Origin of the sequence: Longimycelium tulufanense, assembly GCF_014645795.1 — a bacterium.
Lineage (GTDB): Bacteria > Actinomycetota > Actinomycetes > Mycobacteriales > Pseudonocardiaceae > Longimycelium > Longimycelium tulufanense.
Genome location: NZ_BMMK01000035.1, coordinates 1 through 12,704 on the forward strand (window position 1 = coordinate 1; position 12,704 = coordinate 12,704).

Below are 12,704 nucleotides of genomic sequence, written 5' to 3' on the forward strand. Positions count from 1 at the left end.
CCTGGCAGGTCAGTCGAGCCAACCTGCCATCTCCAGGCGATCCACCGCTAATCAGACAGTCCCGACGGGCTGGCCGTAACCGGGCTGCGCCGGCTGACCGTATCCGGGTTGGGGCGCCACACCCGGCTGCCCGGCCGGGTACTGGCCTGGGGCCGGCCGCGCGGGCTGCGGCCCGGTGGCGGGCTGGCCCGGTGGCGGCGCCGGGAAGCCGGGGGGCGGGGTGCCGTAGGGGGTGGCCCCGGGCTGGCCGGGGTGACCGGGCTGCGGTGCGAACCCGGGCCCGCCGGGTTCGGGCTGCCGGTCACCGGGCGGCGGGTAGGAAGGCGGGCCGTAGGGCGTGCTCACGGGGGACCCCCAGCATCATGGAAACCTGCGCCGACACGGGACGCGACCGGCACCGTGTCGCCGGTGTCCGGTCACGCGGCGGAGAAGGTAACCCATTCCGGGATCCGGTGGGAGCCGACCCGACAAGATTCGCTCGCCGCGCCCTATCCGGACATACGGAGACCAAGTCGTAGAGATTCGGGGGCAGGGTTTCCCAACGTGCTCTCAGCGGCGGCAGGTGGGCGGCGCGGCCCGACCGCGCCGCCTCCTCACTCATCTCGTGGCCACGACGAGCGTGTGCGCCGCCCGGTCGTACCAACCGCGGTAGCGCCCGCTCTTGTCGAAGAACGGCGACAGCACCATCAGGACGGTGAACAGGGTCCCGATGAACGGGATCAGCAGCCCGCCGTAGACCGAGCCCCACCGCACCACGGCGGTACGGGTGTCGAGGGGCTCGGCGTCCGCGCGGACGACCGCGATCCCGGTCATCCGCTTGCCGAGCGTGGCGCCGCCCGCCTCGGTCAGCATCGTCACCTCGTAGGCGCCGCCGATCACGAGCATGAAGAACGGCAGTAGGAACAACGCCTGGCCCAGTGTGGGTGTCCACGAGTTCAGCAGGAACAACAGCAGCGTCGACGGCGCGGCGACGACCACGCCGTCGACCAGCCTGGCGACCACGCGCTGGCCAACGGTGGCCGGTCGGGCGGTCGGTGGTGGCCCGTACCGGGGCTCGGGCGGTGGGGGGTACCCGCCCGGCGCCGGGCCGAGCTGGTCCATCGGGAAGTTGGGCAGGGTGCCGGAGGGGCCGGCGGCGGGTCCACGCCAGCCCCGCGGCGGTTGCGGCGGTCGGCCGTGGGGCGTGTTCAACGAAACTCCTGCGGTGAGTACGTCGACGGGGTACTGGGGATTGCCGGTGGATCACGGCGTGCGCCGGGTGGGAGTCGCTGCGTGATCACCGTCGCCAGGATCTCAGAAACCGAGGCGGCGTAGCTGCTTGGGATCGCGCTGCCACTCCTTTGCCACCTTCACGTGGAGGTCCAGATAGATGCGGCTGCCCAGCAGGCGTTCGATGTGCCCACGTGCCTTGGTGCCCACCTGGCGCAACCGTTCCCCGCCGCGGCCGATGACGATCGGCTTCTGGCTCGGGCGCTCGATGAAGATGTTGGCGTGCACGTCGATGAGGTCGTCGCGGTCCTCGCGCGGTCTCATCTCCTCGACGACGACCGCGATGGAGTGCGGTAGCTCGGCCTCCACGCCCTCCAGCGCCGCCTCCCGGATCAGCTCGGCGACCAGGGTGGCCTCCGGCTCGTCGGTCAGCTCGCCCTCGGGATACAACGGCATGCCCTCGGGCAGGCGCTGGACCAGCAGGTCGCTCAGCAGCCCCACCTGGAAGCCGTCCACCGCCGACACCGGGACCAGCTCGGCGAAGTCCATCACGTCCTGCAGCGCCAGGAGCTGCTCGGCCACCCGGTCACGCGGAACCAGGTCGGTCTTGGTGATGATGCCGACCACCGGCGTGCGCTTGGCGACCTTGGCCAGCTCGGCGGCGATGAACCGGTCGCCGGGGCCGACCGTCTGGTCCGCGGGCACGCAGAAGCCGACCACGTCCACCTCCGACCAGGTCTCCCGGACCAGGTCGTTGAGGCGCTGCCCGAGCAGGGTGCGGGGCCGGTGCAGCCCGGGGGTGTCCACGATGACCAGTTGTGCGTCCGGCCGGTGCACGATGCCCCGGATGGTGTGCCGGGTCGTCTGCGGCTTGCTGGAGGTGATCGCGACCTTCGACCCGACGAGGGCGTTGGTCAGCGTCGACTTGCCGGCGTTGGGGCGGCCCACGAAGCAGGAGAACCCGGACCGGAACCCGTCAGGCGTGCTGGTCATGGCCCCATTGTCCCTGGTGACCCGGTCAGCGCTGGCGGGGCGGGGTCAGCCGGTGCAGGTCCAGGGTGTCCGGTACCGGTGCCGCCCCGGGTCCGCCCGCGGCGAGCCAGCCCTCCAGGTCGTCGAGCGCGGCGTCGGACAGGACGAAGCCGAACCAGTGCGGCTTGCCGCCGCTGCAGTGCACGACCACCACGTTCGACTGCTCGCAGGCATCCAGGCAGTCCGAGGTGCGTACCTCCACCCGACGTCCGACGGACCCGGTGATCGCACGCAGCCGTTCCAACTGCCAGTCATGGTCGACATCCGGGTGCTTTCGTCTGGTGCCACAACAACATCCCCGGCACACGGTCACCCGGACGACGTCACCAGCCACGACGGGCCAGCCTAGTCGTCGTGGTCATCGAACCGGCCGTACCGGTGATCACGGACACGGCGTGGGATCAGCGCACGGTGTCGAGGATCTGCCCGGCCGCGTCGGCCCGGTAGACCGGGGCGTCGGTGGCCAGGTCGCGCACGGCGTCCAGGGAAGCGCCGTCGATCTGGCCGGCGTCGGTCACCACGGCGGCGGCCTCCAGGCCCTCGGCGCCGCTGGCGACCGCGGCCGCCACCGCGGCCTGCAGGGCGGTCAGGCGCAGCGACGGCAACGCCACCGTGCAGGCCGCGTAGGTGCGGCCGTCGGTGTCGCGTACGGCCGCACCCTCGTCGGCGCCGGTCCGGGCGCGTGCCGACCGCGCCAGGGTCACGATCTTGGCGTCCTCCGGATCCAGGGTTGCTGGCTCAGCCACGCGGGAAGCTCCTCTCCTACGTACCGCGATCCTCTTCCGGCCCGCCGGCCCGGCGGATGAGAACCGTCGTGATCCGCATCCGGCCACGGGCGTCCTTGCCGCCCTCGGCGCGCATCCGCAGTCCGGCGATCTCGGCCTCGGCGCCGGGCAGCGGCACCCGGCCGAGCCGTTGGGCGAGCAGCCCGCCCACGGTGTCCACGTCGTCGTTGGCGAGCTCGGTGTGGAACACCGTGTCCAGGTCGGCCACGGGCAGTCGGGCGCTCACCCGCACCGACCCCTCGGCCAGCCGCTCCACGGGCGGCCGCTCCTCCCGGTCGTACTCGTCGGTGATCTCACCGACGATCTCCTCCACAATGTCCTCGATGGTGAGCAGGCCCGCGGTGCCGCCGTACTCGTCGACCAGGATCGCCATGTGGCTGCGGGAGAGCTGCATCTCGCGCAGGAGCTCGTCCAACCGCTTGGTGTCGGGCACGAAGCTGGCGGGGCGCATCACCTCGCCGACCGTGGGCCCGCGCTCGCGCAGGGCCTCGAAGTCGCCGATCTCGACCGCCACCCGCACCAGGTCCTTGAGGTTCACCACACCGACGATGTCGTCGACGCTCTCGCCGATCACCGGGATGCGGGAGAATCCGGAGCGCAGGCACAGCGCCAGCGCCTGCCGGACCGACTTGTGCTGCTCGATCCACACCAGTTCGGTGCGCGGCACCATCACCTCGCGGGCGATGGTGTCGCCCAGCTCGAACACCGAGTGGATCATCTCCCGCTCGCCGGCCGCGACAACGCCGCGTTCCTGGGCCATGTCGACCAGCTCGCGCAGCTCCACCTCGGAGGAGAACGGGCCCTCGCGGAAGCCGCGGCCGGGGGTGATGGCGTTACCGACCAGGATCAGCAGCCGGGTCAGCGGCCCGAGCAACCCGGCCAGGATCCGCACCGGCCCGGCGGCCACCAGGCCGACACCGTAGGGGTGCTGCCGGCCGACCGTGCGCGGCCCGACACCGACCAGCACGTAGGAGACGACCAGCATGATCAGCCCGGCCGACAGCAACGCCAGCCAGTCCGGGTCGATCCAGCTCAGCGCGACGACGGTGACCAGCACGGTGGCGGCCAGCTCACAGCCCAGCCGCAGCAGGAGGAGCAGGTTGACGTGCCGGGGGCGGTCGGCGACCACCTGGGCGAGCTGCCGGGCGCCGGCCCGGTACTGCCGCACCAGCTCCTCCACCCGGGCGCGGGAGATCGCGCCGAGTGCGGCGTCCGCGGCGGCGAAGGCGCCCGCGGCGAGCACCAGCACCACCGCGAACACCAGCAACGCCGCCGAACCGACCACTTCCGGCCCGCCTCAGCCGGAGTTTCCGTCGCGCGGGGTGTCCTCCCGGCCCGGTTCCGGCGGTGCCCCTTGGTCGGTTGCCTCGGCGCGGCCCGGCGCACCGTCCGGACCTGCCTCGGTCCCGGCGTCGGTCTGCGTCTCGGGCCCGGTCAGGCCGACGGCGCCGAGCACGCGGTCGTCGACACTGCGCTGCACGGCCAGCCGCTCCGCCTCGGTACGGGCCGTGCGGTAGTCGGCCAGGACCCGGTTCTGCAGCGAGAACATCTCGCGTTCCTCGGCGGGCTCGGCATGGTCGTAGCCGAGCAGGTGCAGCACCCCGTGCACGGTGAGCAGGTGCAGCTCGTCCAACAGCGGGTGGCCGGCCTTGCGCGCCTGCTCGCGGGCGAACGCCGGGCACAGCACGATGTCGCCGAGCAGGGCCGGGCCCAGGCCGGCCGCGTCCGGCCGGCGCGCCGAGTCCAGCTCGTCCATGGGGAAGGCCATCACGTCGGTGGGGCCGGGCAGGTCCATCCACCGCTCGTGCAGGTCGGCCATCACGTCCAGGTCCACCAGCAGCACGCTCAGCTCGGCCAGCGGGCTCACGCCCATCCGGTCCAGTGCGTAGCGGGCCACGGCGACGATCGACGCCTCGTCGACCGACACCCCGGACTCGTTGGCGATCTCGATGCTCACGTCGTCCCGTTCGTTCCGCTGCGATCCTCACCGGCCTCGGCGGGCCGGAATCACTTGCCCTGTCGGGAAAATCCGCACGGCCCGCCGCTAGCGACGGGCGTTGGGGCGAGCCTTGCGGCCCCGGGGGGTCCGCCCGTCCTCCCGGCCGGCGTCCCATCGCGCGTAGGCGTCCACGATGTCCCCCACCAGCCGGTGTCGCACGACGTCGGTGCTGGTCAGCTCGGCGAAGTGCACATCGTCCACTGTGGAGAGGATCTCCTGCACCACGCGCAGCCCGGACGCCTGCCCGTTGGGCAGGTCGATCTGGGTGATGTCGCCGGTAACCACGATCTTGGAGCCGAAGCCCAGCCGGGTCAGAAACATCTTCATCTGTTCCGGCGTGGTGTTCTGTGCCTCGTCCAGGATGATGAACGCGTCATTGAGGGTGTTGTGGGTCAGCAGGTAGTCCTCGGTGACATAGAGCGAGTCCGCTGCCGCCACCTGGATACACACCGCCTCCGTCCGGCCGGCGGGCTCGATGCTGTCGATGAACCGCATCGGTCGTCCCCCGCCACCCGCCGCGTGGTACTTCCGCCGCTTGCGGTCCAGCCGGAAGGGCTCGACGCCCGCCGGAAGTCGGATGTCGATGATGTACGCGTCATGGCGATAACTGACCGCACGGCCGTTTGCCCACCCGGGTTTCCGACCGTCGGCCCCGCGGCGACGCACGTACGCGACGCCGCCCAGCGATCGGACGAGACGGATCACGTCGTCCTTCAGCCGGGGTGACGTTGTCGTGTACTGGACGCGGCAGGTGCGGTCGCGTTGGGTGACCGGCCCACCGTCGGAGTCCAGCAGCCCCTGCAGGACCCCGAGGCGAACCTCGGCGGAGTTGCGGAGATAGACCTCCGGGACGAACTTCGAATGCGATCGTGCGCCCAGCAGGCCCAGACCGCGAAGTGCCCCGGTGACCGGATTCTCCAGCGTGACGACCTCACCCGGCTCACGCACCCGGTTCAGGGTGTAGTTCACCCGGTCCTTCCGGCGCACCTCCATCCCCGGCAGCACCGTCTCGAGGGCGAGCGCGAGCTCCCAGTCCCTGGTGGCGAAGGAGGGGGTCGTCGAACCCGTCAGACAGCCGTCGCCGAGCAGCAGGCCCAAGGCGTAGGGATCCATGGGGACCGCACGCTCGGGGTGGCAGACCGGTGCGGTCAGCAACGGCAGCTCGTACCGCCGGGCGTGCGCAGCACGGAGGTTGCCGATCATCTCCTTGGTCTCGAGGACTCGCCACGGCCGATCGCGACGCTTGTCCGCGGCCGTTCTGACGGTCCAGAGGTGATCACCGCAGCACAGCGTCGACGCACCGTCCTGGGCAGTGACGCGGTAGATGTCCTTCCCTCCCTGGGGATACACCCCGAGGACCACGGTCGGCTCGCCGTTCGAACCGATGACCAGGTCGCCGACCCGCAGCTCGCCGATGGGCCGGAAGCCCTCCGGGGTGAGGACCTTGGTGAAGACCGGTTGGGCCCGACCCCGCATGTAGGCCAGCGGCGCGATCTCGATGGTGCCGGCCTGGGTGAGGCGGGGGATCGACTCCGGGTCCACCATGTCGTGCAGCGCGTCGTAGAGCGGCCGCAGGTAGGGGTCGATCTTCTCGTAGAGCGTGCCCGGCAGGTAGCCCAGCCGCTCGCCGGCCTCCACCGCGGGGCGGGTGAGGATGATCCGGTTGACCTGCTTGGCCTGCAACGCCTGCACGGCCTTGGCCATCGCCAGGTAGGTCTTGCCGGTGCCGGCCGGACCGATCCCGAAGACGACGGTGTGCCGGTCGATCGCGTCGACGTAGCGCTTCTGGTTGAGCGTCTTGGGTCGGATGGTGCGGCCGCGCCGGGACAGGATGTCCAGGCTGAGCACCTCGGCCGGAGACTCGTTCGTGCCGGCGGAGAGCATGGAGACGGTGCGGCGGACGGTGTCCGGACCGATCTCCTGGCCACGCCCGGCCAGGGTGACCAGCTCGGCGAAGACCCGCTCGGCAAAGGCCACGTCGGCGGGCTCGCCGGAGAGGGTGATCTCGTTGCCGCGCACGTGCACGTCGGCGACCAGGAGGTCCTCGGCGACGCGCAGGTTCTCGTCACGGGAGCCGAGCAGCGACAGCACGGCGGCCCCGGGTACCGCGATCCTCGACTGCGCCGGCCCGTGTGGGGCCGCCGCCTCGTCGGCCGATCCGTTCTGCGTTCCGTGCTGGCCTGGTCCAGATCGGGCGGCTCCACCCGGTGCCGTAGCGGCCACCTGCTCTCGGGCCTGCTTTCTGCGCGTGCGCGCGGTCGTCCTCCATGTCCTGCTTCGATGCTAACCGTCCCGACCGGCTCGACACAGCCGGATACCCGGGCCGCGGCGCGGCGGACGCTCAGCCGACCTGTGCCATCCCGCCCAGCGGCTCGCCGCCGATCACGTGCAGGTGGGCGTGGAAGACGGTCTGGCCGGCGTCGGGGCCGGTGTTGAACAGCAGGCGGTAGCCGGAGTCGGCGATGCCTTCCCGCTCGGCGACGGCGGCACCGGCGCGCATCACCTCGACCAGCAGCTCGGGGGACTCCTCGGCCAGGGCGGCGGCGTTGGCGTGGTGCTCGCGGGGCACGACCAGGACGTGGGTCGGGGCCTGCGGGTTGATGTCGCGGAAGGCGACCGTGACGTCGTTGGAGTGCACGATCGTGGCGGGGATCTCGCCGGCCACGATGCGGCAGAACAGGCAGTCGGCGCGCGCGCTCATGCTCGCAGGCTACTCAGTTCGATCAACGTGAGCGTCAGGGGCGACGCTATGCGCAGGTCAGGCTGCCCCGGTGTGACGTTGGGCGTCGCTGGGCGGCAGGGGTGTTCGATCATATTGGCTGGGCAAAACCTGGGTTTGATCTTGCGGATTGCTGCGTCGTCAACATCGATACGTTCTGTCCTAGAGCCCCACTCGGGCGACGACTCGTCGTGACCTGTAACACAGAGCGACACAGCAGAGACACGGTGAGAGCAACGACTGCTTTCAGGAGGCCCCTGTGCGACGTCTCGCCCTCCCCATCCTCGCCCTCCTGCTCGCCGCCTGCGGAGGCCAGGAACCACCGACTGCGACCTCCCCGACTACAGCCGCGCCACCGAGCCCCTCCCCCTCTGCTGCTGTGGCAGCCAGCGTCCTGTCCTGGGGTGAGGGCGGCAACAGCTCCGGCGTCTACCTTCAGGTCTCGCAGCCGAAGCCGGTCGAAGAGCCCGCGCCCGAGGGGTCGCGGTACGTGGTGGCCGAGGTCCTCGCGGGCAACAAGGCGACCGGTCCAGCCAGAGTCAGCTTCTCCGGGCGGGTCGGCGCGGTCGAGGCGCCGCCGATCGCCGAGGGAAGTCCGGTTCCGCCGGTGCTGCCTGGGGAGAGTGTGACGATCAAGCAGAAGTTCCGGGTGCCAGCAGACGCGACTGAGCTGGTGCTGGAGGTGTACGCGAACGTGGGGCAGGAGCCGACCACGAACCGGCTGCACTTCAAGGGGCCGATCTCGGGCTGACGTTCGGTTAGTCGGAGCGTCTGCTCAGTCTCGACGTGTCCAGATGTTTTCGACTCCGGTCGACGGTGCCAGGGCGTAGTCGGCGATACCCGTCGCCGCGAGGCGGACATCGTGCCCGACCGTGTCGATGGAGCGGGCGACGGCGTCGAGCAACTCGGCAACCGCGTAGCGGACCTCGGGTCGGGAAAGGCCCGCATACCCGTCTTGGGTAGTCGTGTCACGGAGCTTCGCCGCGGCAGCGTGGAGTCGTTCGGCGTCGCGCCGGTTGCGGTGCTCTCGCATCGTCACGAGTCCATCGTGAACCGAGCACTCCGGGGACGCACGTCGGCAGAATGTAAAGACGGCCCCTCGCGCTCAACACCCGGGGAAGGGGCGGGAGCGCGAGGGGCGCCGTGTGGTCCACGCCCGCCACCAGGTGTGGACGCGGCTCGCCGAAGGGAACGGCGGGCAGGTCAGGTGGTCGTGCGGCGTGCCTCGAGGGTCCGTTGGAGGAAGGCCAGCGCTGTGACGAACGCCGTCTTGGCTGCGGATCCGAGGATGAGGTGGTAGTCGACCTTCTCATCCTGCACGAGTGGGAGGACGACGACCACGACGGCCAGCAGGACGTCGAACAGCAGGTTCTGGGCGAGGGTGCGCAGCGCGCGGGATTTCACGTCGCTCGTAGTGGGCACGGGTCCTCCTCAAGGGACTTCCAGCGACCGGTTGCTTTCGGAACTGAACTGTCGATGTGGTCGGCGTGGCGCTTCCGCAGTTCCGCACACAGTTGTCGCGGGGTGTAGCGCCGGAACAGCGGAGCGCGACAGAGGACGTATGAGAGATCGACTGCGCGGTCTGCTGCGGCTACGCCGACCTGATGCGGTGCTCGCAGCAGTAAGCGTGGCCGTGCTGCTGGTGGCGGTGGAGCGCTGGTGGCAGTTCGTGGACTGGCCAGCGCTGGCCCGCTGGGTGTGGGGACGGCCGTTGTCCGCACATCTGCTCGTGCTCAGCGTGGTCGGGGTGGTCGCCGTCGTGGTGCGGACCCGCCTCCACAGGAAGCGGCAGGACGAGCCAGAACTGGTCGACGAGCGCCCGCCGATTCGGGTGATGCGCTGGTGGATGGTCTTGTTCGGGGTCGCTCTGGTCATGGGCACCACCTGGTGGGCTGCCCACTGGCTGCTCACTGAAGCAGCTGGTGCGGCTGATCCGAGCCGGGCGCGCATCGAGGCCATGCGGACCGCTCTCACGGTGGGCGCCGGTACTGGGGGTGGGGTCGCGCTGCTGCTGGCGGCCCGCAAGCAATGGCTGAGCGAACGCACCCAGGCCCACAACGAGGACGACGCCACCGAGCGGCGCATCACCGAGCTGTACACCAAGGCGGTTGAGCAACTCGGCTCGGACAAGGCCCCGGTGCGGCTTGGTGGGTTGTATGCGTTGGAGCGGTTGGCGCAGAACAACCCGAGCCACCGGCAGACGATCGTCGACGTGATCTGCGCCTACCTGCGCATGCCCTACACCCCACCCCACGAAGGCACGACACGCCGCTTCGGGCTTCCCTTTCCGGTTCGTCCGGGCAAGACACGCGTCCCCTGTCTGCGTCCTACCTCTGGGCGAGATGATCTCAGCGGAAGTGACCAGAGGGGTGCACGGGTGGAGGAGCTGCAGGTGAGGCTGGCGGCCCAGGACATCCTCACCCGACACCTCCGCCCCGGCCCCCACCAACGACCCGTGGCGACGTTTTGGGACGGGATTTCGCTCAACCTCACCAAAGCCACACTCGTCAACATGAATCTGAACCACTGCCGAACACAACGCCTCGACCTCGGTGGTGTCCAGTTCAGCGGAGAAGCCTCGTTCGGTGGTGCCCAGTTCAGCGGAGAAGCCTCGTTCGGTGGTGCCCAGTTCAGCGGAAACGCCTGGTTCGGTGGTGCCCAGTTCAGCGGAAACGCCTGGTTCGGTGGTGCCCAGTTCAGCGGGATCGTCGATTTCAGTAACGTGCAGGCGCCTGTCGATCTGGAAGGCGCTATGGCGTGGATAGACGTTGACGAAGCCGTGGCTCGTGTGTGGCCGGAAGGCTGGTCAGTGCAGGAGCCCGGTTCCCCGGACGCAGGCAGACATGACAGCGTGAAGGGGGTCTGGGGCTATCTTGTCAAGGTGTCGGAGCGAGAAGAAGTTTCTGGAGAGAGTGCCCCGGCAACCGATGGCTGAGCTGTTGCCTTGGTATGCCATCGTGTTCCTGCGACTGTGGTTCTGGAATGGAGTGTGTCCGGCGTGGCTATTGTGGGACCCGGCCCAGTCGTTCGGCGAGCTTGTCGACGATCCGGTCGGCGGTGGCGGTGTTGTCCTCGCCGAGGACCTCGCGAATGACCTCGCTGAGTTCGGGTCGGAGGGCCTGAGCCACGGCGGCCGGGTCGGTCGGGGTGAGGCCGGCGACTGCGGCCTGGAGGGCGGCCGCCCTCTCTGAGGTTCGTACCAGGTGGAGGTAGTGGTCGCCGGCGTGGCGGATGCCCTCGATGCCGTGTTGCCACCACTCGTACAGCTCGACCAGGCGGCGACGGTCGTCGTCGGTGAACATGTCGTCGGTTCCTCCCAGGAGTACGGCGCACTGCTCGTGGCTGCCGCGGTAGGCGTTGAGGTCGATCCGGCCCTGCGGGTGGTCCGCGACCGCGCCGGAGGAGGTGAACTGGAGTAGCACGACGTCGAGCCCGCCGTAGCCGTTCCATACGTGTTCGGGGATCAGCGCCAGTCCGGTCTCGCCGTGGCGGACCGTGTTGTCCGGGTACCAGGACGCCCACAGCGGTGGGAGACCGGCGAGGCTGGGTCGGCCGAGGCGGTCCCAGTACCAGCGGGGTAGGTACAGCAGGGGCACGCGGTAGCCGCGGTGCTGGAGTTCGGTGATGAGGGCTCGGGTGATGTTGACCCCGCCGGAGCCCTCCTCGACGTCCACGGCGACGGACACCTCGCGCGGCACCATGGAGACGATGAGGTCAGCTTGGGCGGAGGCGGGGGCGCTGCGTTGGTAGTGGTAGGCGGCCACCATTATCCCGGCTGCGCGGGCGTTGCGAAGGTGGGTGTGGAACATGCCGTCCCGGAAGGTGCTGCCTTCCGAGCACTTGAGGATGGCGAAGTCGTAGCCCTCCGCCCGCGCTCGGTGAAAGTCGAAATGTCGCTGATGGTTGGATACGTCGACGCCGAACAGCACGTGTCACCCCCGATTCCGGTCGCGTGAGGCACGGAGTCGTTCGTTCTCGGCACGGAGGATGTCGAGGTCCTTGGACATGCGGTCCACCTGTGTGCGGAGTTCCCACGCTTCGGCCTGGGCCTGTTGCAGCCGAAGTTCCAGATCGGTAGCCCGTTCCTGTGCGGCGCGCAGCTTGGCTTCCAGCTCGGCAGCGCGAGCGTGCAGCGGCTCCAGAAGCGCCAGACTGGCCTCGCTGAGGATCCGGCGAGACTCAGCGTCGGCGCGATCGGCGTCCTCCTGCGCTTTGCGTGCTTCTGAGATGTGGCGGCGTTGCTGGCCGCGTACGGTCAGCAGGGCTGCGAGCCCGCCGGCGCTGAACAGGGCCGAGGCCAGCATGCCGGCGAGTGTCCACAGGTGGTCGGCCATCGCTTCTCCCCGTGGTTGATGGCGGCCGTCGTGCTGCCGGAGGTCGCCAGCGTTGTGCCGTTTACGCGGCGGGTGCTGGCTCGGCTCCGGCGCCCGCGACGGAGTTCCATACCGAGTTCACGCTGAACTCGATCTCGCTGTCGAGGCTGTCGATCTCAATCGCCGCGCTGGTGGCGACCGCGCGTGCGAAGCGTGATGACCAGCTCTCGGGCTCCTGTAGCACGTTGACCGACAGCGCCCGGCGCAGACGGCGATGCTCGGTACCGTCGTCGGCCTCCGCGCCCACGGCGACCGCAGCCTTGACGGTGGCAGCACGGACACGGGCAACGAACTCCGGACGCCCGGCGAGGTAGTCCATTTCGGACAGGCTGGCTGGCATGGATGTACTTCCTTCTTTAGGCGATCTTGCCGAGGACGAACCACGCGCCGGGTCGAACCGCGAGGATCTGCACGACGTCTCCGGTGCTGGGGGTGTAGCTGGCAAGGCGGGGCAGGGTGAGGTTTGCGCCGTCGACGGCGACGATGACGTGGGTGCCGCTGGTTCCGGAGACGGTGCCGACGCGGACCAGTCCGTCACGGATCTCGGTCAGCCTCTGCTCGATCGCGTGCTCGGGACGCACCTGGCC

At 69.8% G+C, this 12,704-nt stretch carries 15 protein-coding genes and 4 pseudogenes; 2 read left to right on the plus strand and 17 right to left on the minus strand.

Annotation, left to right across the window (positions count from 1 at the left end):
• Positions 1 to 51: 51 nt before the first annotated feature.
• The 11 genes and pseudogenes from IEY55_RS25540 to IEY55_RS25580 all read right to left on the minus strand — a co-directional run bounded on the left by IEY55_RS25540 (position 52) and on the right by IEY55_RS25580 (position 7,726).
• Positions 52 to 345 (minus strand): hypothetical protein, encoded by a 294-nt coding sequence (locus IEY55_RS25540; protein ID WP_189061098.1) that lies wholly within the window; start codon positions 343 to 345, stop codon positions 52 to 54.
• A gap of 252 nt (positions 346 to 597) precedes the next feature.
• Complete coding sequence (locus IEY55_RS25545) at positions 598 to 1,191, minus strand: RDD family protein (RefSeq protein ID WP_189061099.1); 594 nt, start codon at positions 1,189 to 1,191, stop codon at positions 598 to 600.
• A 102-nt stretch (positions 1,192 to 1,293) separates the two neighbouring features.
• Complete coding sequence (gene era, locus IEY55_RS25550) at positions 1,294 to 2,202, minus strand: GTPase Era (protein WP_189061100.1); 909 nt, start codon at positions 2,200 to 2,202, stop codon at positions 1,294 to 1,296.
• A gap of 25 nt (positions 2,203 to 2,227) precedes the next feature.
• Positions 2,228 to 2,575: a (2Fe-2S) ferredoxin domain-containing protein gene (locus IEY55_RS25555; protein WP_189061101.1), complete on the minus strand. Its 348-nt coding sequence runs from the start codon at positions 2,573 to 2,575 to the stop codon at positions 2,228 to 2,230.
• A 67-nt stretch (positions 2,576 to 2,642) separates the two neighbouring features.
• The gene (locus tag IEY55_RS25560; protein ID WP_189061102.1) at positions 2,643 to 2,987 is read right to left on the minus strand and encodes a cytidine deaminase-like protein; all 345 of its coding nucleotides are present in this window, start codon (positions 2,985 to 2,987) and stop codon (positions 2,643 to 2,645) included.
• A gap of 16 nt (positions 2,988 to 3,003) precedes the next feature.
• Positions 3,004 to 4,311: a hemolysin family protein gene (locus IEY55_RS25565; protein WP_189061103.1), complete on the minus strand. Its 1,308-nt coding sequence runs from the start codon at positions 4,309 to 4,311 to the stop codon at positions 3,004 to 3,006.
• A gap of 117 nt (positions 4,312 to 4,428) precedes the next feature.
• Positions 4,429 to 4,983 (minus strand): annotated as a pseudogene (gene ybeY, locus IEY55_RS25570) (rRNA maturation RNase YbeY); the annotation flags it as partial.
• Between the two features lie 87 nt (positions 4,984 to 5,070).
• A pseudogene (locus tag IEY55_RS32270) lies at positions 5,071 to 5,409 on the minus strand (PhoH family protein); the annotation flags it as partial.
• A 258-nt stretch (positions 5,410 to 5,667) separates the two neighbouring features.
• Positions 5,668 to 6,501 (minus strand): annotated as a pseudogene (locus tag IEY55_RS32830) (LAGLIDADG family homing endonuclease); the annotation flags it as partial.
• Positions 6,490 to 7,248, minus strand: a pseudogene (locus IEY55_RS32280) (PhoH family protein); the annotation flags it as partial. The pseudogenes IEY55_RS32830 and IEY55_RS32280, both read right to left, overlap by 12 nt.
• A 118-nt stretch (positions 7,249 to 7,366) precedes the next feature.
• Entirely contained in the window at positions 7,367 to 7,726 is a 360-nt protein-coding gene (locus IEY55_RS25580) for a histidine triad nucleotide-binding protein (RefSeq protein ID WP_189061106.1), read from the minus strand.
• Between the two features lie 277 nt (positions 7,727 to 8,003).
• On the opposite strand from IEY55_RS25580, the gene IEY55_RS25585 reads away from it, so the two are divergent.
• The gene (locus tag IEY55_RS25585; RefSeq protein WP_189061107.1) at positions 8,004 to 8,495 is read left to right on the plus strand and encodes a hypothetical protein; all 492 of its coding nucleotides are present in this window, start codon (positions 8,004 to 8,006) and stop codon (positions 8,493 to 8,495) included.
• A gap of 24 nt (positions 8,496 to 8,519) precedes the next feature.
• Here IEY55_RS25585 and IEY55_RS25590 read toward each other — a convergent pair whose 3' ends face one another.
• Complete coding sequence (locus IEY55_RS25590; protein ID WP_189061108.1) at positions 8,520 to 8,783, minus strand: hypothetical protein; 264 nt, start codon at positions 8,781 to 8,783, stop codon at positions 8,520 to 8,522.
• Between the two features lie 164 nt (positions 8,784 to 8,947).
• Entirely contained in the window at positions 8,948 to 9,166 is a 219-nt protein-coding gene (locus IEY55_RS25595) for a hypothetical protein (RefSeq protein WP_189061109.1), read from the minus strand.
• Between the two features lie 139 nt (positions 9,167 to 9,305).
• Between IEY55_RS25595 and IEY55_RS25600 the strand changes: the two genes are divergently transcribed.
• Entirely contained in the window at positions 9,306 to 10,679 is a 1,374-nt protein-coding gene (locus tag IEY55_RS25600; RefSeq protein ID WP_189061110.1) for a pentapeptide repeat-containing protein, read from the plus strand.
• 67 nt (positions 10,680 to 10,746) lie between these two features.
• Here the strand turns inward: IEY55_RS25600 and IEY55_RS25605 are convergent, their stop codons facing one another.
• From IEY55_RS25605 to IEY55_RS25620, 4 genes are all read right to left on the minus strand, one after another.
• Positions 10,747 to 11,673, minus strand: coding sequence for a glycoside hydrolase family 25 protein (locus tag IEY55_RS25605; RefSeq protein ID WP_189061111.1), 927 nt, complete (start codon positions 11,671 to 11,673; stop codon positions 10,747 to 10,749).
• A gap of 3 nt (positions 11,674 to 11,676) precedes the next feature.
• Complete coding sequence (locus IEY55_RS25610; RefSeq protein WP_189061112.1) at positions 11,677 to 12,078, minus strand: hypothetical protein; 402 nt, start codon at positions 12,076 to 12,078, stop codon at positions 11,677 to 11,679.
• A gap of 61 nt (positions 12,079 to 12,139) precedes the next feature.
• Entirely contained in the window at positions 12,140 to 12,436 is a 297-nt protein-coding gene (locus IEY55_RS25615) for a hypothetical protein (protein WP_189061113.1), read from the minus strand.
• A gap of 37 nt (positions 12,437 to 12,473) precedes the next feature.
• Entirely contained in the window at positions 12,474 to 12,698 is a 225-nt protein-coding gene (locus IEY55_RS25620; protein ID WP_189061114.1) for a hypothetical protein, read from the minus strand.
• Positions 12,699 to 12,704 lie beyond the last annotated feature (6 nt).

Excerpts from the sequence above, each read along its gene's own strand:
- IEY55_RS25610 (WP_189061112.1), bottom strand. The coding sequence starts at position 12,078 with ATGGCCGACCACCTGTGGACACTCGCCGGCATGCTGGCCTCGGCCCTG.
- IEY55_RS25600 (WP_189061110.1), top strand. The coding sequence starts at position 9,306 with ATGAGAGATCGACTGCGCGGTCTGCTGCGGCTACGCCGACCTGATGCG.
- IEY55_RS25615 (WP_189061113.1), bottom strand. The coding sequence starts at position 12,436 with ATGGACTACCTCGCCGGGCGTCCGGAGTTCGTTGCCCGTGTCCGTGCT.
- IEY55_RS25580 (WP_189061106.1), bottom strand. The coding sequence starts at position 7,726 with ATGAGCGCGCGCGCCGACTGCCTGTTCTGCCGCATCGTGGCCGGCGAG.
- era (WP_189061100.1), bottom strand. The coding sequence starts at position 2,202 with ATGACCAGCACGCCTGACGGGTTCCGGTCCGGGTTCTCCTGCTTCGTG.